Origin of the sequence: Plantibacter sp. MMLR14_011, from assembly GCF_001865025.1 — a bacterium.
Classification (GTDB): domain Bacteria; phylum Actinomycetota; class Actinomycetes; order Actinomycetales; family Microbacteriaceae; genus Plantibacter; species Plantibacter flavus_A.
Genome location: NZ_MJGW01000001.1, coordinates 76610 through 96704 on the forward strand (window position 1 = coordinate 76610; position 20095 = coordinate 96704).

General features: G+C 69.8%; 18 protein-coding genes. 7 read left to right on the forward strand and 11 right to left on the reverse strand.

Going from position 1 to position 20095, the window contains the following annotated elements:
• Positions 1-837, reverse strand: coding sequence for a dienelactone hydrolase family protein (locus BIU99_RS00375; RefSeq protein ID WP_071258558.1), 837 nt, complete (start codon positions 835-837; stop codon positions 1-3).
• Positions 838-1003: 166 nt separating this feature from the next.
• Here BIU99_RS00375 and BIU99_RS00380 point away from each other — a divergent pair, with 166 nt between their 5' ends.
• Together BIU99_RS00380 and BIU99_RS00385 are read left to right on the forward strand one after the other, a co-directional pair.
• Entirely contained in the window at positions 1004-4096 is a 3093-nt protein-coding gene (locus tag BIU99_RS00380) for a lamin tail domain-containing protein (RefSeq protein WP_071258560.1), read from the forward strand.
• Positions 4097-4520: 424 nt separating this feature from the next.
• On the forward strand, positions 4521-5327 hold the full coding sequence (locus BIU99_RS00385) for a MerR family transcriptional regulator (RefSeq protein WP_071258562.1): 807 nt from the start codon (positions 4521-4523) through the stop codon (positions 5325-5327).
• A gap of 12 nt (positions 5328-5339) precedes the next feature.
• On the opposite strand, the gene BIU99_RS00390 is transcribed toward BIU99_RS00385, so the two are convergent.
• The 7 genes from BIU99_RS00390 to BIU99_RS00420 all read right to left on the reverse strand — a co-directional run bounded on the left by BIU99_RS00390 (position 5340) and on the right by BIU99_RS00420 (position 13349).
• A complete protein-coding gene (locus tag BIU99_RS00390) occupies positions 5340-6224 on the reverse strand; it encodes a DUF2268 domain-containing protein (protein WP_071258565.1) in 885 nt (294 codons plus the stop codon).
• Between the two features lie 277 nt (positions 6225-6501).
• On the reverse strand, positions 6502-7467 hold the full coding sequence (locus BIU99_RS00395) for an N-acetylglucosamine kinase (RefSeq protein WP_071258566.1): 966 nt from the start codon (positions 7465-7467) through the stop codon (positions 6502-6504).
• A gap of 2 nt (positions 7468-7469) precedes the next feature.
• Positions 7470-8642 carry an SIS domain-containing protein gene (locus BIU99_RS00400; RefSeq protein WP_071258568.1) on the reverse strand — a complete coding sequence of 391 codons (1173 nt, stop codon included), beginning with the start codon at positions 8640-8642 and terminating at the stop codon, positions 7470-7472.
• Positions 8643-8759: 117 nt separating this feature from the next.
• Positions 8760-9656 (reverse strand): carbohydrate ABC transporter permease, encoded by an 897-nt coding sequence (locus BIU99_RS00405; protein WP_071258570.1) that lies wholly within the window; start codon positions 9654-9656, stop codon positions 8760-8762.
• The gene (locus tag BIU99_RS00410; RefSeq protein ID WP_071258571.1) at positions 9656-10615 is read right to left on the reverse strand and encodes a carbohydrate ABC transporter permease; all 960 of its coding nucleotides are present in this window, start codon (positions 10613-10615) and stop codon (positions 9656-9658) included. Before BIU99_RS00410 ends, BIU99_RS00405 begins: the two co-directional genes overlap by 1 nt.
• A complete protein-coding gene (locus tag BIU99_RS00415; protein ID WP_082916241.1) occupies positions 10615-11970 on the reverse strand; it encodes an ABC transporter substrate-binding protein in 1356 nt (451 codons plus the stop codon). Before BIU99_RS00415 ends, BIU99_RS00410 begins: the two co-directional genes overlap by 1 nt.
• A 62-nt stretch (positions 11971-12032) precedes the next feature.
• Positions 12033-13349: an alpha-glucosidase/alpha-galactosidase gene (locus BIU99_RS00420; RefSeq protein ID WP_071258573.1), complete on the reverse strand. Its 1317-nt coding sequence runs from the start codon at positions 13347-13349 to the stop codon at positions 12033-12035.
• Between the two features lie 158 nt (positions 13350-13507).
• On the opposite strand from BIU99_RS00420, the gene BIU99_RS00425 reads away from it, so the two are divergent.
• From BIU99_RS00425 to BIU99_RS00440, 4 genes are all read left to right on the forward strand, one after another.
• Positions 13508-14323: a DeoR/GlpR family DNA-binding transcription regulator gene (locus BIU99_RS00425; protein ID WP_071258575.1), complete on the forward strand. Its 816-nt coding sequence runs from the start codon at positions 13508-13510 to the stop codon at positions 14321-14323.
• A 192-nt stretch (positions 14324-14515) separates the two neighbouring features.
• Positions 14516-14863 carry a GntR family transcriptional regulator gene (locus BIU99_RS00430; protein ID WP_064296756.1) on the forward strand — a complete coding sequence of 116 codons (348 nt, stop codon included), beginning with the start codon at positions 14516-14518 and terminating at the stop codon, positions 14861-14863.
• Between the two features lie 79 nt (positions 14864-14942).
• A complete protein-coding gene (locus BIU99_RS00435; RefSeq protein ID WP_139205290.1) occupies positions 14943-15935 on the forward strand; it encodes a hypothetical protein in 993 nt (330 codons plus the stop codon).
• Positions 15936-15993: 58 nt separating this feature from the next.
• The gene (locus BIU99_RS00440) at positions 15994-17043 is read left to right on the forward strand and encodes an aldo/keto reductase (RefSeq protein ID WP_071259247.1); all 1050 of its coding nucleotides are present in this window, start codon (positions 15994-15996) and stop codon (positions 17041-17043) included.
• 36 nt (positions 17044-17079) lie between these two features.
• Here BIU99_RS00440 and BIU99_RS00445 read toward each other — a convergent pair whose 3' ends face one another.
• The 3 genes from BIU99_RS00445 to BIU99_RS00455 form a co-directional block, all read right to left on the reverse strand.
• Positions 17080-17682 (reverse strand): hypothetical protein, encoded by a 603-nt coding sequence (locus BIU99_RS00445; RefSeq protein WP_071258579.1) that lies wholly within the window; start codon positions 17680-17682, stop codon positions 17080-17082.
• A gap of 238 nt (positions 17683-17920) precedes the next feature.
• Positions 17921-18478 carry a hypothetical protein gene (locus BIU99_RS00450; RefSeq protein WP_071258583.1) on the reverse strand — a complete coding sequence of 186 codons (558 nt, stop codon included), beginning with the start codon at positions 18476-18478 and terminating at the stop codon, positions 17921-17923.
• Positions 18479-18692: 214 nt separating this feature from the next.
• The gene (locus tag BIU99_RS00455; protein WP_064296406.1) at positions 18693-19283 is read right to left on the reverse strand and encodes a TetR/AcrR family transcriptional regulator; all 591 of its coding nucleotides are present in this window, start codon (positions 19281-19283) and stop codon (positions 18693-18695) included.
• An 83-nt stretch (positions 19284-19366) separates the two neighbouring features.
• On the opposite strand from BIU99_RS00455, the gene BIU99_RS00460 reads away from it, so the two are divergent.
• Entirely contained in the window at positions 19367-20074 is a 708-nt protein-coding gene (locus BIU99_RS00460) for a TetR/AcrR family transcriptional regulator (RefSeq protein ID WP_083397098.1), read from the forward strand.
• Positions 20075-20095 lie beyond the last annotated feature (21 nt).

The window sequence follows — 20095 nt, forward strand, 5'->3', positions numbered from 1 at the left end:
TCAGGCCGACGTGGTCGGTGTCGCGAGTCGTTCGTGGAGGAAGGCGACCACGCGCTTGCGGGCTTCGAACGCCGGGTGGCCGTCGCGCTCGCGGACCTCGCCGGTGAGGACCGAGTGGGCGGTCTTCGCGAAGCCGGCGGTGTTGCCGGGGGAGGAGTCGAGTTCGATGACCTCGAACGCGTCGCCGAGCTTGGCCGCGATGGTGGCGAAGCGCTCTCGTGGGACGGCTCGATCCTCGCTGAAGCGGAGGCCGAGTGCGCAGACCGAGCCCTGAGCCGCACGGGCTGCGACGGCGTCGAACTCGGCGGCGGACATCCCAGGGTCGACGCGGCGGGCGCGGCTCACGGGGAACGGCGTGGACGGTTGGCTCATGACGGAGGCGAGGACGTGCTCGTCGACGGCCGCCGCGAGCGCGAAACCGCCGGTGAAGCACATGCCGATGACGCCGACGCCAGGACCAGGCGTGCGGGCCGCAAGGTCGGCGGCCAGTGCCCGGACGTGGTCGGCGACGGGCCGGTGGGCGCCGGTCGCGAACGCCTTGAACTCGGCGGAGACGCAGACCTTGCTGACGCTGGCAAGCGTGTAGCCGATGGTCCCTTCGTGGCCAGGGGTTCCGAACGGCGATGGGATCGCGACGGTGAAGCCCTCCGCGACGAGATGCTCTGCGAGCCCCAGGACCTCGGGCGTGAGTCCGGGCAGCTCGGGGATGAGGACGACACCCGGCCCGGACCCCTTCTCGAAGCGGTCGTGCGTGACGCCGCCGCCGGTGAACGGGGTTCGCACCCAGCCGGTGAGGTCTGCGCGTGGAGCGGTGTCGGTGGTCGCGTCGTCGGTCATGGGGTGAGCGTAGTCCTGGTCGCTGCGTCAGATCTGCTGGATCGTGGCACGTCCCGCCTGGGAAGCCACCTGTCGTTCACCTCCCGGTCACCGCCGCTCCTCCACCCGGCCACCCCACGCCGATGGGATGGGACACGATCCCCGTCCCTTCGTGCCCTGGAGACCCATGCCCCGCCTCAACCGCGTGTTGACGATGACCGCCGCGTGCGCCATCGGTGCGACCGCCCTCATCGCGACGCCAGCCGCCGCCATCGCCGCCCCAGCGCCGGGGCTCCAGATCAACGAGATCGAGTCCTCCGACGGCCAAGCATCAGACTGGATCGAATTCACCAACACCGCGACGACCGCCGTCACGCTCGACGGCTGGGTCGTGAAGGACAACAAGGACGACAAGCCCTACGCCTTCCCGGCCGGCACCGTCGTCGAGCCCGGCGCGTTCCTCGTCATCGACGACACGCAGTTCGGCTTCGGTCTCGGCAAGGACGACTCGGTCCGGCTGTTCGACCCGACCGCCGCGATCGCCGACGAATACTCGTGGACCGCACACGCGCCGGTCACCTACGGCGTCACCGCCGACCGCGCCGGCTGGGCCGAGACCACCGAGTCGACGAAGGGCGCCGCGAACGTCTTCACCACACCCGAGGTCCCGGAGACCGACGGTGCGATCCGCATCAACGAGATCGACTCCCAGCCGTCCGACTGGGTCGAGTTCTTCAACCCCGGCACCACTGCCCTCGACATCTCGCGCTACGAGATCCGCGACAACTCCGACGACCACCGCTGGCAGTTCCTGCCCGGCACGTCGATCGCCCCCGGCGAGTTCCTCGTGGTCGACGAGGCGACGATCGGCCTGGTCGGCGGCACCGAGACGCAGGGCGCGTTCCGTGACCCGATCGGCATCGGCAGCGCCGACGAGATCCGCCTGTTCGACGCGACCGGCACGCTCATCGACCGCTCGGGAACGTGGAGCGGCCACGCGGCCATCGACGGTGACTTCATCGCCGCGACGCTCGCCCGCTGCCCCGACGGTGAAGGCGACTTCACGCTCGCACGCATCACGAAGGGAGCCGCGAACGACTGCGTCCTCCCGAAGGTCGCGATCAACGAGGTCGAATCGAACAACGACGCGACCGACTGGGTCGAGATCGTCAACCTCGAGGCGACCGCGCTGGACATCTCCGGCTGGACGCTCATGGACAACGACCCGGTGGGCCACGCCGCCGACACGACCCCGCTGCCCGCGGGCACGATCCTCGAGCCCGGCGCGTACTTCGTCTTCGACCAGAACGTGGACTTCGCGTTCGGGCTCGGCAACGGCGACACCACCACCGTGCGGAACGCCGCCGGCGCGACGGTCGCCGAGTACAGCTACGCGGCTCACGCGGACGGCGTCTTCGCGCGCTGCCCCGACGGCACCGGCGAGTTCGTCGACACCGCCGTCTCCACCAAGGGCCTGCGCAACGCCTGCGGTAACCCGGTGCGCATCAACGAGGTCGAGTCCGATGGCGGATCGCCCGACGACTGGATCGAGCTCGTCAACCCGACGACCGCGGCGCTCGACGTCTCCGGCATCGTCGTGAAGGACGACGACGACACCCACGCCTACGCCATCCCCACCGGCACGAGCATCGCGGCCGGCGGCTACCTCGTCATCGAGCGCGCAGCCCTCGGCTTCGGGCTCGGCGGCGGCGACACGGTCCGCCTGTTCGAGGGCGACGCACTGCTCGACTCGACCACCTGGGGCGAGGGCCACCCGGCGAACACCTGGGGACGCTGCCCCGACGCGACCGGCGCCTTCGCTGCGACGGCCGAGGCCACCAAGGGCACGGCCAACGTCTGCGCCGGTGAGATCCCGGTCGGCCCGTGGCCCGGTTCGCCCGACGTGACGGTGCTCGACACCAAGCCGATGTTCCTCGAGGACAGCTCCGGACTCGACACCCAGGTCACCGCCGACGGCGCGTTCCTCTGGGCGGTCGACAACGGCACCGGCTCGTTCTGGAAGCTCGCGATCGCCGCCGACGGTTCGGTCTCGTTCGTCGACGGTTGGGAGAACGGCAAGCGCGCCCGCTTCCAGAAGGACGCGTCGAACCCCGCCGCTGCCGGCCCCGACACCGAAGGCATCACCGTCGACGGCGCAGGTTCCGTCTATGTCGGCGTCGAGCGCGACAACAGCGTGAAGGGCACGACGCTCAACGCCGTGCTCAAGGTCGACCCGAACGCACCCGGCCCCGACGTCGTCGCCTCCGAGGAGTGGGACCTCACGGCCCTGCTGCCGACGGTCGGCGCGAACCTCGGTGTCGAGGCCGTCGAGTGGGTGGCTGACGGCGACCTCGCCGGCAAGCTCTTCGACGACAACACGAAGGCGACCTACGACCCGGCGAACTACGCGGGCCACGGTGACGGACTGTTCTTCGTCGGCGTCGAGGACACCGGCGACGTCTACGCGTTCGCACTGAACGCCGACGGCTCGGCCACGCTGATCTCGACGATCGACCCGGGCCTCCCGGCGGTCATGGCGCTCGACTACGACACGACGCTCGGCGTGCTGTGGGCCGTGTGCGACGACGGCTGCGCGGGCACCGGTGCGCAGATCACGCTGAACGGGACCGAGCAGCCCGGGATCGCTCAGGTCGAGCGTCCGGCGGGCCTGCCCAACCTCAACAACGAGGGCTTCGCGACCGCACCGGCATCCCTGTCGGTCGACGGTGAGCGTCCCGTGTACTGGTTCGCCGACGGCTACGCCTCCGAGGCCCTGCGTCTCGGGTCGCTGCCCGGAACGACCACGCCGCCCGTGACGCCGCCGACCGGTGGGATCACGCCGCTTCCCGGGACGAGCCTCACCGAGGCCAACCGTGGTGCCATCACGCTGGCGGACACGGTGCGGCGGGGCGAGACCGTGACGGTCGGCCTCGAGGACCGCTTCGCCGCGACGGCCGTCGAGGTGTGGCTGTACTCGACGCCGGCGCGGGTCGCCACCGGCACGACGAACGCCGCCGGTGACCTGCTGGCGACGATCCCCGCCGACGCGACGCTGGGCGACCACCGGGTCGCGGTCTACGCGGCGGACGGCTCGCTCATCGGTTGGACCGAGGTGCGGATCGTCGCGGCCGACGGGACGACCGTCGACGGTGCGGCGTCGGGTGGGGCGCTCGCGACGACCGGGACGGAGCTGCCGTTCGGCACGATCGGCGCTGGGGTCCTGCTGGTCCTCCTCGGTGGTGTCCTCGTCGCGATGCGTGCGCGTCGCCGGGCGGCCTGATCGTCTGAACGTTCGACGGCCCCGGGAGCACACAGCTCCCGGGGCCGTTCGCGTCACCCGTCGCTCCAGCCCGGTGTGTGGTGGTGTTGCCAGCGCGGTGCGCTGACGTGAGCGCGGGTCTGGCGCGTGGGCGAGGGTCTCCGGAGGAGCGCGCTCGCGGGTGTGGGGCGCGCCCACGCCGGGAGATGCACACTCGCGCCGAGGGGGCACACTCACGCCAGCGCACCGCGCTGGCGAGTTCGGTACCGGTGTCAGCGCGGTGCGCTGGGGCCGAGCGCGGGTCTGGCGCGTGGGCGCGGGTCTCCGGAGGGGCGCGCTCGCGGGTGTGGGGCGCGCTCGGGCCGGGTCGGGTGCATTCGCGTCAGCGCACCGCGCTGGCAGAGGGCAGAGGACGCAGGTCGGACCCGGGTGCGATGCTGGGGGGATGGACGAGCACGGGAGGGCCGAGGGTGGTGTGACCGTCGGTCGGGCGGCGGCCGAGATCGGCGTCAGCGTGCGGACGCTGCACCACTGGGACGAGATCGGCGTCGCGCAGCCGTCCGGAAGGAACCGGAGCGGCTACCGCTCGTACCTGCCCGTCGACATCGCCCGCCTCCGACGCGTCGTGCTCCTCCGCGACCTCGGTGTCCCGCTCGCTCGCATCCCCACCCTCCTCAACGCTCCGGCCGCCGAACGACGGGCGGAGCTCACACGGCGTCGGCGCGAACTCGGCGACACCATCAACCGACTCGAAGCCGTCGCCCGGTCCGTCGACTGCCTGCTCGAAGCCGACGAGGTCGGCGTGCTCGTCCCCGAGGATGAGCGCCAGGCGGTGTTCGGCGACGACTGGAACCCCACGATGGCTGAGACGGCCCGCGCCCGCTGGGGCGACTCCGCACAGTGGGCCGAGTACGCCGAGCGGTCCGCGACTCGTACGTCGGACGACTGGCGTGCGCTGGTCGGACCCATGCGCGACCTGGTCGACGAACTCGCCGAGGCCAAGCGCGCCGGTGTCGTCGCCGGGAGCGAGACGGCGAACACCCTCGCCGAACGGCATCGCGTCGCCCTCGGCGAGTACTTCCACTGCACGCCGTCCATGCACGTGATCATCGGTCGTCTCGCGCTCACCGAGCCCGGCATGGCCGACACCTACGACCGGATCGAGACCGGCCTCGCCGCGTGGCTCTCACACGTCATCGACGCGAACGCGCGTAGCCACGGCGTGGACCCCGAGACCGCCGTCTGGGAGTGAGGGCGAACCGCCTCAGCCCAGCTCGCGGAGTGCCGCCTCGATGATCGTCGCGCTCGGGACGTGTAACGCTTCGGCCGCGGTCGACCCGGTCGCCGCAAGATACGCGTCCACGAGACGGTTGCCCGCTGCATACCCGGCACCCATCGGCAGACCGACCGGCTCGCCCCCGTATCGCAGCGCGGCCTCGTCACCGTGCACCCACGAGACGAAGTGCTGCATCCCTCCGACGTCGAGACCCTCGACGACCCGGTCGAACACCGCGTCGTCGTCGAGGTGCGCGACACCGATCGGCGTGTAGCCGGACGGCCCGTGCAGCTGCCGGGCGAACGCGTCCGCGAGCCCCTCCGACACCACCTGCTCTCCGACCACGACGGTCGCCGGATCCCACACCACCCCACCCGGCGCGTACCGCAAATTGTGGTTGAGCTCGTGGACGGCGGCCGCCTCGAGGCGGGCGAGGTTCTCCTCCGTCGGCCAGAGGATGAGGGAGATGAACCCGGTCGCGCTGCCGTTGCCGATGAATCCGCGGATCGACTCCATGAAGTAGGTGTCGTCCGGGTCGCCGAGGACGAGCAGGACGGTGATGTCGGGGACCACGAGGGTCGGCACCGCCGCGAGCTGGGTGGTGACCGCCGCGTCGAGCGCCCGTGAGATCCGTCCCCACGCGTCCGCCGCGACGAGCCGGTCTAGGGCGTCGACGACCCGATCCCGGCTCCGATCGATCGGGAATCCCGAGCCCATCGAGTGCATGGCGAGCAGGTCGACCTCGCCCGGGAAGTACCGGTACATGTCGGCGACGGGCTCGAGCATGGCGCGGAGTCGCGCGGGTCGATCGGCTTCCGGTGCATCGAGGACGGAACGCATGCCGCTGGCGGTGTCGAGGATCGTGATCGTCATGATGCCGACGCTAAAGCCTCACGCCGCGTGAGGGTCAAGCTTCCAAGTAGCCCATCCTCGCGCCAGCGCGGTGCGCTGACGCGAGGATGGCGTGCCCGGCGTGGCCGCTGCACAACCGTCGTTGCCGCTGCGCAACCGGCGTGGCCGCTGCGCAACCGGCGTGACCGCGCCCCGCGCGCGTGAGCGCGCCCCTCCGGAGACCCGCGCTCGCGCGTCAGGCCCGCGGTCGCGTCAGCGCACCGCGCTGGCCCAAGGCGACGGCGGGCGGAGGAGCGGGCTACCGTGAGCGCAACACCTCGAGCGCCTGGGGCGAGAGCGGTGACCCGGCGCGCTTCGCGGCGTACAGCGCGGCGCCGATCGCCGGACCGAACAGCGGGGTCCGGAGTTCGTACCGGGCGGGCAGCGCCGCGATGGCCTGCTCGAAACCCGACCGCACCGGCTCGGCCGAGAACACCCCGCCCGAGTACGACACCGGAACGACCTCGTCGCCGCTGAAACCGAGCTCCACGCGCGTCGCCTCGACGATCTCCGCCAGCTCCCCGCTCGCGTCGGCCAGGATGCGCACGGCGACCTCGTCACCCTGGTCCGCGGCCGCGACGACCGTCTTCGCGAGGTCCGCGATGCGGCCCCGCTGACCCTTCCACCGGTTCATGACGACGTCGATCACATCGAGGTCGCTCGTGATCCCGACCCGCGCCCGCACCAGCTCGGCGAGCGGACCGCGTGGCAGGCGGCCGTCGCTCATCCGCGTGAAGGCGTTCAGCCCGCGGATCGCGATCCAGTACGCCGACCCCTCGTCACCGAACAGCTCGCTCCAGCCGCCGACCCGGTGCCCCCGGCCACGGCGCTCGCCGTACGTCATCGAGCCCGTGCCGCTGATGACGTTGATGCCGTCGACGGCGCCGAGCGATCCGGCCCAGCCGCACACCATGTCGTTGTCGCAGGAGAACCGGTCGTGACCGAGCACGTCGCGCGGCAGCGCATCGAGATGTGCGATGTCGGAACTCACCTCGCCGTACCCGGGAAGGCCGAAGAAGGCCTGATCGATGTCGGCGGTCGTGACATCCGCCTGCCGGCACACCTCCGAGACACCCTCGGTGAGGATGCGACCGACCAGCTCGATCCCCTCGTCGAAGTAGTAGCAGCTGGCCGTCCTCGCTTTCGCGAGCACCCGTCCGGCGTCGTCGAGCAGCACGAAGGCCGTCTTCGACCCGCCACCGTCGACGCCGAGGTACCGCGCCACGACTACTGCTCCTGCAGCTGAGCGGCGACACTCCGAGCGTCGTCGACGCCGTCGAACTCGTGGATCCGGACCCCTTGCACGACGCGGTTCACCGTGCCGCTCGGGAACGGGTTGTCCGGGGTCGCACCGAGCTGCAGCGAGTAGGACAGGCCGAGCAGCTGCGCGACGAGCACGTAGCCGATCGCGAGCTGCGCGTCATCGAGGCCGGCGAGCTCGGGCAGCACCCAGTCGTACGCCGTCGCGTCGGCGACGGGCTCGGAGGAGATCGCGATCACGCGCTCCGGCGAGAGCGTCTCGCGCAGTTCGGCGACGATGTCGAGATCGTAGCGCCGCGTGTACGGGTCGGACGACAGGTAGACGACGACGAGCGTGCTGTCGTCGACGACCGCCTTCGGTCCGTGACGGAACCCGAGCGCCGAGTCGTAGTAGGTGACGATCCGTCCGGCGGTCAGCTCGAGCAGCTTGAGCGCCGACTCCCGGGCCAGACCGGTGAGCGGGCCGCTGCCGATGTAGACGACGCGTTCGCAGCCCTCGTTGGCGAGCGCGCGGATGTCCACCTCGCGGTGGTCGAGGATCGTCGTCGCGCCGGCCGCGAGCGCCTGCACCGCGTCGTGGTCCGCGCCGCCGAGGATGAGGAGCACCGAGAGCAGCATCGAGCTGAAGCTCGACGTCATCGCGAAGCCCTCGTCGTTCGACCGCAGGGGCATGAGGACGGTGAGCGACGAGGCGCGGTCGTGGTGGCGTCGGTACAGCTCGCCGGTCTCGTCGCACGTGATCACCAGGTGGCGCACCTCGGCGAGCGACTGGTCGGCGAGTTCCGTCGCGGCCACGCTCTCGGGGCTGTTGCCGGAGCGGGCGAACGACACGAGGAGCAGCGGGACGTCCTCGGCGAACGACTCCTGCGGGTTGGAGACGATGTCGGTGGTCGCGACGGCGTCGATCCGGCGACGGAGCGTCCGGGTCAGGGCCGGTGCCGCGATCTCGCCGATGAAGGCAGAGGTCCCCGCCCCGGTCAGGACGATGCGCAGTTCGGGTCGGGCCAGGAGCGGTGCGAGGAACGCGTCGATCTCCTCGCGGCGGGCGGCGATCCCCGTCGACGCCTCGAGCCAGACGTCGGGCTGCTGGGTGATCTCGCGGACGGTGGCTTCCGAACCGACGATGGTGGTGATGGACACGGTTGCTCCTGGGGTGGGTCGAGGTGATGAGGGGAAGTTGCGAGGTATCGGAGTTGGTTCAGCGTGTGACGCGCTGTCGCGGCGATGGAGGCGATCCTGCCACGCCGGGATCGGTGCCTACCCCTTGAGGCCTGAGAAGGTCATGGTCGCCACGAACTGCTTCTGGGCGAAGAGGAAGAACACGATCAGCGGGAGCGTGGCGACGACGTTGCCGGCCATGAGGAGCGCCCAGTCGGTGCGGCGCGCGCCCTGGAAGTTCGTGATGCCGAGCTGCAGCGTGAAGGCCTGGTCGTTGTTGATCGCGATGAGCGGCCAGACGAGGTCGTTCCACGAACCCAGCAGGGTGAAGATCGCGAGCGTCGCCAGGGCCGGTTTCGCGAGCGGCAGGATCACCCGGAAGAACACCTGCAGTCGGGTGCAGCCGTCGATGAGTGCCGCCTCCTCGAGCTCCGCCGGCAGCGACAGGAAGAACTGCCGCATGAGGAAGATGCCGAACGCCGACGCCAGCCACGGCACGATCGCTGCCCCGAGGCTGTCGATGAGCCCGATCCGGGAGAACAGGATGTAGGTCGGGATCATGAGCAGCTGCGTCGGGATCATGATCGTCGCGACGATCATGAGGAAGCCCATCGTCTTGCCGCGGAACTTCAGGCGCGCGAACCCGTAGCCGGCGAGCGAGCAGAGCACGAGGTGGGACAGGACCGCGACCGTCGACACGATGACCGTGTTGCCCAGCCAGAGCAGGATGTTCGACTCGGAGAAGAGCTTCGCGAACCCGTCGAAGGTGATGTGCGAGGGGAGGATGCGGGGCGGATAGGTGTTGATCTCCGACTCCGGCGTCACCGAGGTGATGAACATCTGCACGAACGGGATCGCGAAGATGATCGCGATCGGCGCGAGCACGAGGTGCCAGGGGCTGAAGCGCCGACGGGTGCGTCGTTCAGCGGGCGTGGCGGTCACGGACGGCTTGCCGGTGGCGGCGTCACCGCGTGCTGGGGTGGTCAGGACGGTCATCAGAATGCCTCCACGTTGGAGCGGCGGGAGTACAGGACGACACCGATCGTGGCGATGAGCGTCACCACGAAGAGCCCGTAGGCGACCGCGGAACCGTACCCGAACTGCAACTGCTTGAACGCCGCGTCCCAGAGGTAGAACACGATCGTCTGGGTGGCGCCGAGCGGGCCGCCTCTCGTGGTGGTGTACACGAGGTCGAACAGCTGGATCGCCTGGATGAACTGCCAGATGGCGACGAACACGGTGACCGGCCCGAGCTGCGGGAAGGTGATGCGCCAGAACGACTGCCAGGCGTTCGCGCCGTCGATCCGCGCCGCCTCCAGCAACTCGGAGGGGATGTCCTGCAGGGCAGCCAGGTAGATGACGGTCGTGAACGCCGCCTGCCCCCAGAGCGACATGATCGTGATGACGACCATCGCCTGCCCCTGGTCCTCGAGCCAGCCCTGCGCCGGGAGTCCGAGGAACCGGAACACGGTGTTGAGGAGCCCGAACTGCGGGTTGAAGAGGAAGGTCGTGAGGATGCCGGTCGCGGCCGCGGAGGCGACGAAGGGGACGAAGATCGCCGTGCGGTAGACGCCGATGAAGCGGATCCGGCGGTTGAGGGCCACGGCGAGGAACAAGCCGAGTCCGAGCGACGCCGGGACGAACAGGAGCGTGTAGACGACCGTGTGGACGACGGCCGCCTGCAGCTCGTCGTTGCCGATCATGCTGGCGTAGTTCTCCAGCCCGACCTGCTCCGGCTCGCTGAACCCGTCCCACTTCTGAAGTGACAGGAAGAACGCCCAGATCGCGGGGAAGATCGACAGGCCCAGCACGATGAGCATCGCCGGGGCGACGAAGCCCCACCCGGTGAGGTTGTCGCGAAGTCGGTTCTTGCCTCGCCGAGACGGAGCCGGGAGACGTTCGGGTCGCTCCGGCTCCGTCCTGGGGGTCGTGTCGCGTCCGGTGACCGTGGACATCAGTCCTCCGCCAGGGCGTCGTCGGCGGCCTTCGCGGCATCCTCGAGTGCTTGCTTCGGGTCGCCCTGGCCCTGCAGCACCGAGGAGATCGCCTTGCCGATGGCCTCCGACAGGCCGACGTAGCCGGGCACGGTCGGGCGGGCCTGCTTCGCGTTCACGCCGTTCTCGGCCATCACGTCGAGGCCGGGCAGCTGAGCCACCTGCGCCTGGAACTCGGGGGTGTCGATCTCGCTCGACCGCAGCGGGAGGTTGCCGTAGGCGACGTTCCACTTGAGGTCCTGCTCCGAGTCGGTGAGCCACTTCGTGAACTCGTACGCCCAGTACTCGCGGTTCTTGTCCTTGTGGTCGAACAGCGCCCACACGTCGGGGCCGGAGACGGTCTGGTGGTCGCCGTCGGTGCCGGGGAGGACGGTGACGCCGTACTTGGTGCCCTTCGTCTGCAGCGTCGACAGCTGCCACGGACCGGAGGTGATCATGCCGATGCGGTCGCTGGCGAACAGGTCGCCGAACTTCGTGTCGGTCTGGTCGAGGTAGACGCTCTTGTCGTCGACCGCCATGTCGCGGAGGAAGGTCAGTGCGTCGACGCCCGCGTCCGAGGCGAACTCGGCCGTCTTGGCGTCGTCGGAGATGATCGACCCGCCGTTCTGCCACAGGTGCGGCCAGAACTGCCAGGTCGTCTCCTCGCTGCCCGACACCGAGTATGCGTAGCCGTAGGTGTTCGTCGACGGGTCGGTGAGCTGCTTCGACGCCTCGCGGAAGTCGTCCCAGGTCCAGTCGGCCGTGGGGTAGTCGACGCCGGCCGCGTCGAACACGGTCGTGTTGTACAGGAGCGAGATGTTGTCGACCACAGCGGGGAAGCCGATCGTCTTCTCGCCGGTCGGCTGCACCGTCTTCCGGGCCGCCTCGGAGAACTCGTCCCACTTCACGTCGGGCTCCGCCACCTGGTCGGTGATGTCGAGGGTGCGGCCGGACGCCTCGAGTCGGCTCGCCCAGGAACCGAAGGCGTACGAGACGTCGGGGTAGTTGCCGCCCGCGAAGCTCGCGGAGAGCTTCTGCAGGAGGTCCTCCGTGGACGGCGCGCCCGAGGACACGTCGATGGTCACGTTGGGGTGCAGCTTCTCGAAGTCGTCGACGAGACCGGTGAGGATCTGCTGGGCCGCGTCGGCCTGCCCGGTCCAGAAGGTGAGCTTCACCTTCGCGTCCTTGTCGAGCGTCGTGGCACCGGACGATCCGCCGGCGCACCCGGAGAGCGCGAGCGCTCCGACGGCGAGGACGGCGGTCGCGGTGATGAGGCGACGTGCGCGGCGGGCGTGCGGGGAGTTGGAAGCGTGGATCGTGGAACGGGGTGGGAACATCGGTGGTCGTCTCCTGTGTCGATCGTTCGGGAACGGTGCGGGGCTGCGGTGCTTCGGGTCGGTCAGATGCGGTCGGCGGGGATGATCTCCCGCAGCGGCTCCGGCAGCAGCTCGCCGTGCGCGGCGACGAGGTCGTTGCACAGCTCCCAGATCTGCTCGGGCGTGAGGGTGGACGAGGCGTTCGGGTCCATGAGGACCGCCTGCCGGATGAGGGTCGGGTCACCGGTGCGAGCGGCCTCGATCGTGAGTTCGGCGACCGAGACGTAGGGGCGGTTGAGCGCGGCGCACTGCACGGGCAGGGCGCCCATGGGCTGCGGGGCGATGCCGTTCCCGTCGACCTGGACGGGGACCTCGACGACGGCGCCCTGCGGCAGGTTGTCGATGAGGCCGCGGTTGACGACGTTGCCGTGGATGAGTCGCGGGGTGTCGGTCACCAGCGAGTGGATGAGCTGCGGGGCGTACTCGCTCGCCTCGTCCTCGAGCGTCAACGGGGTCCCGGCCGAGAGAGCGGCCTTCGTCGCCCCGAACTCCGCGACGTTCTCCTCGCTGATGCCGAGGTACTCGAGCGGCTGGAGGCGGAAGCGCTCGACCTGCTCGGGGGAGCGGAGGAACCACGACAGGTACTCGGAGGAGTGCTCGCTCGTCTCGGTGGGGTAGTAGCCGATGCGGCGGAACATCTCGACGCGCACGCGGCGGCTGAGCTCCGGGTCCTCGCGGATGCGGTCGCGCAGGGCCGGGTAGAGGTCGCGGCCCTCGTGGGTCCACTCGAGCAACCACGACTGGTGGTTGACGCCGGCGGCGCGGTAGCTCGTGCCCTCGATCGGCACGCCGACGAGCTCGCAGAGGTCGTTCACCGTCCAGAACACGCTGTGACAGAGGCCGATCGCGCTGATGTCGGGGGCGACGACCGACGCCCACCAGATGTTCATCGCCATCGGGTTGGTGTAGTTCAGCAGGTGGGCGTCGGGGCAGATCTCGCGCATATCGGCGGTCAGGGCAGAGAGCAGCGGGAAGGTGCGGAGGGCGCGGAAGACGCCGCCGACGCCGGTGGTGTCACCGATGGTCTGCAGGAGACCGCGCGCTGCCGGGATCTCGAGGTCGGAGACGGTCGCGCGGATGCCGCCGACCTGGACCATGTTGATCACGAAGTCCGCTCCGGCGAGGGCACGACGACGGTCGGACTCCGCCGAGATCGTCGCCCGGCCGTCGAGGCGTTCGTCGACGTGGCGAGCGGTGCCCTCGGCCACCGCGAGGCGTTCGGGGTCGATGTCGTGCAGGACGATCTCGAGGCCGGCGAGGTCGCGGTAGCGAAGGAGGTCGGCGATGAGTTGGCGGGTGAAGACGACGCTGCCCGCCCCGATGAAAGTCACTCGTGTCATGGAGCGATCATCGACTACAGTGATCGAACCGAGCAAGAACTTGATCGGAAATCGACTCAAATGCTCACTTTCGCTGAGCATCTGGTGCGGGATGCGGCGGGTGCGGCGGTCGAGCTCTGGCGAGTCGGTCGACGAAGCACCCGAGGACGGAGGCAGTGATGCGAGCACCCACAGCGGCGGAACTGTCTCGACATGCGCCGTCGGGCAAGCGCAGCCAGCGGATGCGCGACATCCTCGCGCTGCTCGCCGTCGACGACGTCGTGGTCTCGATCGACGAGCTCACCGAGCGGCTCCAGGTCTCGGCGCCGACGATCCGGCGCGACCTGGCCGACCTCGACGACCTCGGACTCGTCCTCCGCACCCACGGTGGCGCTCGCGCGATCGAGGCACGCGACGAGGTGCCGGTCCGGTTCCGTGACACGCAGTTCCGTGAGGCGAAGCGGCGGATCGCGATGCGCGTGGCGGAGATGATCCCCGCGGGGCCGTACGCCATCGCTCTGAGCGGTGGCACGACGACCGCGGCGGTCGCGAAGGAGCTGTCGAACCGGTCGGAGCTGACGATCGTGACGAACTCGCTCACGACGGCGACCGAGATCGCCTCCCGGCCGAACCTGCAGGTGATCATGACCGGCGGGCTGGTGCGGTCGACGTCGTTCGAGGCGGTGGGGGCGCTCGCCGAGAACACCTTCAGTGCGATCAACGTGGGTACCGCGATCCTCGGGACCGACGGCATCAGTGCGCAGGGCGGTGCGACGACGCACGACGAGCGTGAGGCTCGGACGAACCTGGCGATGGTGCGGCACGCGCAGCGGGTCATCGTGGTCGCCGACGGCTCGAAGGTCGGGCGGGTCACACTCGCGCGCATGGCCGAGTTGGGGCAGATCCACGACCTCGTGACCGACTCCTCCGCCGACCCCGACGAGCTCGAGCGCCTCACGGCCGCGGACGTCGCGGTCCACGTCGTCGCCCTCTGACCGGTCCCTCCCTCCGCTGTGGCTGGTGCCAGCGCGGTGCGCTGACGTGAGCGCGGGTCTCCGGAGGGGCGCGCTCACGGTTGCGGGGTGCGCCCGCGCCGAGTGGCGCACACTCGCGTCAGCGCACCGCGCCGACCTCAACCCCACGGATGTCGCGGGCACAGGCGGTATTGTTCTAGTACCATTGCAAACATGTTGTTCCGCGTCGATCCCACCTCCGCGGTCTCGCTCGCCGAGCAGATCGCGGTGCAGGTGCGCTCCGGTATCGCGACGGGCGCGCTGGCGCCGGGGGAGCGCCTCCCGCCTGCCCGCGACCTCGCCCGAGCACTGCAGATCAACATGCACACGGTCCTCCGCGCCTACGGAGAGCTCCGCGACGACGGACTCATCGGGATGCGACAGGGCCGCGGCGCGTGGGTGAACGAGGACGCAGCCCCGGGCCTCGTCCGGGTCAACGAACTCGTCGCCCAACTCGTCACCGAGGCACGCAAGTTCGGGATCACCCCGAACGACCTCAGCCGGATGATCGAACGCACCTGACGATCGCCGACGCCACCGCACGACCACGTCGGCCGAGGACGCCGGCGATCAGACCACCTCAGCAGCTCAGGGGGAGCACATGCACGACACCACCACACCGCCACCGGCAGCACCAGCGCGCGGACGAATCGTCCTGGCCGGCCTCGCCATGGCCGTCCCGGCGATCGCGATCGCACTCACCCGGCTCGTCTGGGGCGATGCGATCCCGGCCGACGTCGCCTCGCACTGGTCGGGCACCGGTGCACCGGACGACTCCATGCCCGCCGCGCGCGTCTTCCTCGTGACGCTGATCATCGCGTCCGTCGCTGCTGTCACAGCCGCCATCCTGCTCGCCCTCCCGCGGCCCGGCATGCGGACCAAGCGCATGATCATCTTCTTCATCGGTATCGCCGCCGGGTCGGCCGCCTCCGTCTGGGTCATCCCGACGTGGCTCACCATCCAAGCGGGATCGGTCGACGGTGCCGTCCTCGGGTGGTGGATCGTCCCCCTCGCCCTGTGCTCGCTCTGGGGTGTGATCCCCGCCGTGATCCTGCCGGCTCAGCCGCTGCTCGCCGGGGCAGCCGCCCGACCGGCGCCGATGGACCTCGGTGAGACCGAGGTCGGTGCCTGGAGTCGGAGCGTCACGGCCCTGCTGTTCCTCTGGCTCACCCTCGCACTCGTCGCGATCGGCGCCGTCGCCTACACACCGATCCTGTTGGGCGGCGAGTCGGGCGTCGCGATGTTCGGTCTGTCGATCCTCGCCGTCGCGACCCTCCTGTGTGCTTCGTTCATCCGCCTGCGGATCAGCGTCGACTGGCGCGGCCTCCGCGTCGTCTCGCTCTTCGGCATCCCCATGAAGCGCATCCCCCTCGACCAGGTCGACGTCGTCGAGGCCACCGACATCCGCCCGATGGACTGGGGCGGCTGGGGTTACCGGATCATGCCCGGTCGCTCGGCCGTCGTGCTGCGCTCCGGGCCCGGACTCGTCGTCACGAGCACCTCCGGCAAGCAGTTCGCGATCACGATCGACGACCCTGAGGAACCCGCCGCACTCCTGCAGACGCTCGTCGCCCGAGCCGGATCGCGCGCCTGACGTTGCACCGCGTGACGGACCGGACGTCGAACCTGTCGTGAAGCCGTACGGTGAATCCATGAGCGAAGCGCCCCTGGCCACGGAGCCGACCACGACCGCACTGCCCTCGACCACGATCGGCACGGGCGACACCGCCGCGGAGGTCGGCGCCATCGGGTACGGTGCGATGTCCATCGCCGGTACCTACGGGGCGATCGCCGACGCCGAGGTCACCACCATCCTCGACGCCACCCTGGCGAGCGGCGTGAACCTCATCGACACCGCGAACGTCTACGGCGAGGGCCGGAGCGAGGAGCTCCTCGGCCGGTACCTGACCGGGCGCCGTGACGACGTCTTCCTGGCGTCCAAGGTCGGCATCGTCACCGGCGGCGGCATCGGCAAGCGAGGGATCCGCGGCGACCGTGCTCACCTCCACGAGCAGATCGACGGGACGCTCACCCGCCTCGGCACGGACCACCTCGACCTCTACTACCAGCACCGCGTCGACCCGAACGTACCGATCGAGGAGACGGTGGGGGCGCTCGCCGAACTCGTGACCGCCGGTAAGGTCCTCCGCATCGGTCTGTCCGAAGCGACGGGCGACGAACTCCGCCGCGCGCACGCCGTGCACCCGATCGCCGCGATCCAGTCGGAATGGAGCATCGTCAGCCGTGACATCGAGACCTACGTGGTCCCGACGGCGGCGGAGCTCGGCGTGACGGTCGTCGCGTTCTCGCCGCTGTCGCGCGGACTCTTCACCGAAGACTTCACAGCCGAGACGGTGCCGCTCGGTGGGACGCGAGCGAACTTCCCGCGCTTCCAGCCCGAGCACCTCGCGGCGAACCTCGAACTCGCGGCACGCTTCCGGAGCCTCGCCCGCCGCATCGGGACGACCGCGGAGGCGCTCGCGCTCGCCTGGGTGCACGACCGCGGGCAGCAGCTCGGCGCACGGGTCGTCTCGATCCCCGGCACCCGGAGCGTCGCGCACCTGCACGCGAACCTCGAGGCGTTCCAGGTGGAGCTGACGGACGAGATCCGGTCCGAGATCGACACCTACGCCGACCAGGTGAGCGGTCCACGGGCCGCCGACCCGAACTGGGTGTCGGGCGGCCGCGAGGGGCTCATCTGATCGGGACCAAGCTCGAGCACGTTCTCGGTCACGCGGTCAGCAGCCGATGGCGGGTGTGCCGGGTCGGCAGGGTTTGTCGACGCCGACGGTGGAGTTGCGGACGATCTGGACCGTGTGGGGTTCTTCGGTCGGGATCGGCAGGGTTCCGATGACGGGGAGCCAGCCGCTGTCGCCGATGCGGTACTCGGCGGCGTACTCGACGTCGACGGTGATGGTCTTGGTTCCGACCGTCGTGTAGCGGTGACTGGTCGGGGTCTTGGAGAACTCCGCGAGCCCGAGGGCGGCCCAGCTGGATCCGCCGGTTCGGGTGGTGGTCGTGTCGCCGTCGCCGTAGTCGAGGGTGAATCCGACGGGGATGAAGTGCACCTCGGCGACCTGGCCGAGGAGGGTGCCGGTTCGGGTGTGTCCGGAGGCGCCGGCGATGACGTTCGTGTGGAGCCCACGGACACCCCAGGCGGCGGGTTCGGTAGTGAGGGTGGGTGCGGCGGGGGCGAAGCTGGCGACGTCGCGGATCGTCACGGGCTGCGCGGCGGGTGCTGCCCCCAGGTCGGTGCCGAGGTCGCCGGGAGTGAAGGTGTAGCACTCGTCGGGGCGCATGAGGCTGCAGACCGTCCGCTCACCGTTGGGCCCGTCGGTCACCCCGGGAGGCAACTCGGCCGACCCGCCACCACCGCTGTCTCCGCCCGTTCCGCCGCCGGAGCCACCGCCGCCGCCCGAACCAGGCTGCTCGACACTGCCCCGATGTCGACGGAGCCACTTCCGATACAAGCGCCATTCATGTAGTCGACCTCGGTGCAGTTGTTTGCAGATGCCGACGTGACAGGAGTAGTGAGCGATACAACGGCGATCAGAGCGAGCACTAGAGCGCCTCTTCTGATCATGAGCAGATCTCGCTTTCCGGAACAGGCTTCTTCGTTGATATCAGCAGTTCCCCGTCCGCTGCGGTGAGCTGTAGCTCCGTTGAGCGGAGCTGATCCCGCTCTGGATTGACAACTGAGGTTCCGCTGGAGTCCAGAACGTCGACGCCGGCGTAGTCGATGCACGCTTGAGCAACTGCGATCACGCCGATAGCGTCGGGCCGAGGCCACCACTGGACGAGCTCGACGCGCTGAAGGGTGGCTTCGCCGGTAGTTCTCCAGCCCTTCGCCGCCATGTCAGCGAATCCTGCAGTCTCTGCATCTCTCAATTCGGGCGCGAGAAGGTGGTCGAGCCGTTCTGGTTCCTGTCCGCCTTTGGCGCCAATAGTGTTCACGACGGTGACAAATGAACCGACCGTCTCCGTCACCGCGGCCAGGGCCTGTTCCTCGTTCTCGAAGACCGGCGGAGTGCTCTTCGGAGGGGGTGCCGGCTCGGCTTTAGTGCACGCGGTGAGGGCGAGGAGTCCCATCGTGAGAGCGAGAGCGGGGGCGATTCGAGGCAGGGAGGTCGTTGACATCCCTCGACGCTACGGCCGGTCGAGGAGGCCCCTCGGGTTATCCACAGAGCAGATATGCCTACACCGACATATGTCGCGAAGGAGGCCCTCACATCAGCGCGGTGCGCTGATGTGAGCGCACCCCGGGGGACGTGAGCGCGGGTCTCCGGAGGGGCGCGCCCACGTCGGTGACCCGCGCTCGCGTCCGCGCACCGCGCTGGCGTCGGACCCAGGGTCAGGCGCGGCCGAGCCACCAGGCGGGGGAGGCGGCGATGACCGTACGGGCCGCCGCGTCGATGTCGTCGAGGTCGCCGGATCGCAGCCACTCCTCGATCGCCGCGACCGTGCCGGCACCGGCGTAGGCCACGAGCATCCGAACGTGTCGCTCGGGCGTGATGCCGTCCTCGCGGGGTGGGGCGATGTGCGGGTGTCGGTCGAGGTGGTGCGCGAGCGCCTGCTCGATCCGCTCGGTGAGGGCATCGCGCAGGGGTCCGATGAGCCGGGGGTGCATGGCGTTGCGGTAGATCGTCGCGTGCTCGGCGACGTGACGCAGGAGGTCGCGCTCGGACTCGTCGAAGACGCTCAGCGTCGAGTCGCTGTGCGCCGGCAGATCGGCGTGCGCCCGGAGCGTCTCATCCAGTTCCTCGCCGAGCACGTCAGCGAGCAGGTGGACGGGCGTCGCGGCGTGACGGTAGAAGGTGTCGCGCGTGATACCCGCCACCCGGGACACCTCCGCCACGGTCACCTGATCGATGCGCTTCGCCGCCGCGAGGGTGTGGATCGCGTCGCGGAGGGCACTGCGGGTTCGTGCCTGACGAGGGTCCATGCGTTCACTCTAGTGAGGCCCGACTGGGCGACTCGTGCCGCAAGTTGCACCCCGGCTCAGAGAGTGCAATACTGCACTTCGTGATGCAGAGTGCAACTTCGACGAATCGGCTGTCCGACCGGATGGCCGCCACCGCTGCGCGGCTGACGACCGTGTCGCGTCGGCTCACGGCCACCCACGGGCTCAACGGCTTCACGATCGAGGAACTCTGCGAGGAGGTCGGCGTCTCGCGTCGCACCTTCTTCAACTACTTCCCGAGCAAGGAGGACGCCGTCCTCGGCGTCGACGAGACCGAGGAGACCGAGCGGTTCGCCACCGAGTTCCTCGCCCTCGGCTCGCGGGGGTGGCGCGCCGTGCTCGACGACTTCATGCTCATCGCGGCCGGTCATGCGGAGCGATCCGGGTTCGGTCTGGCCGAGCACGTCGACTTCCACGCCGCCCTCGAGCGCGAACCCAAGCTGCTGGTCCGCTTCATGGGCCTCAACCGTGAGCGCGAGCAACTGCTCGTCGAGCTCATCGCCACGCGGGAAGGCGTCCCGGCAGACGACCCGCGTGCCCGCGCCTGCGCCGACCTCTTCGGGATGGCGATCAAGACCACGATGACGCGCGTCTTCGGCAGCGGCGTCGCCGACCTCGGCCAGATCGGCGAGTTCGACATCGTCGGCTCCATCCGCGACTGCCTGGCGACCTATCGCACCATCCTCGAGCCCGACGACCCCGACGTCGGACCTCCCGCCGCCGCGCCCCAGAACCCCCACACGAACCCCACTCCCCGAAAGGACCTCCAGTGACCGCCGCCACCGCCGCACCCA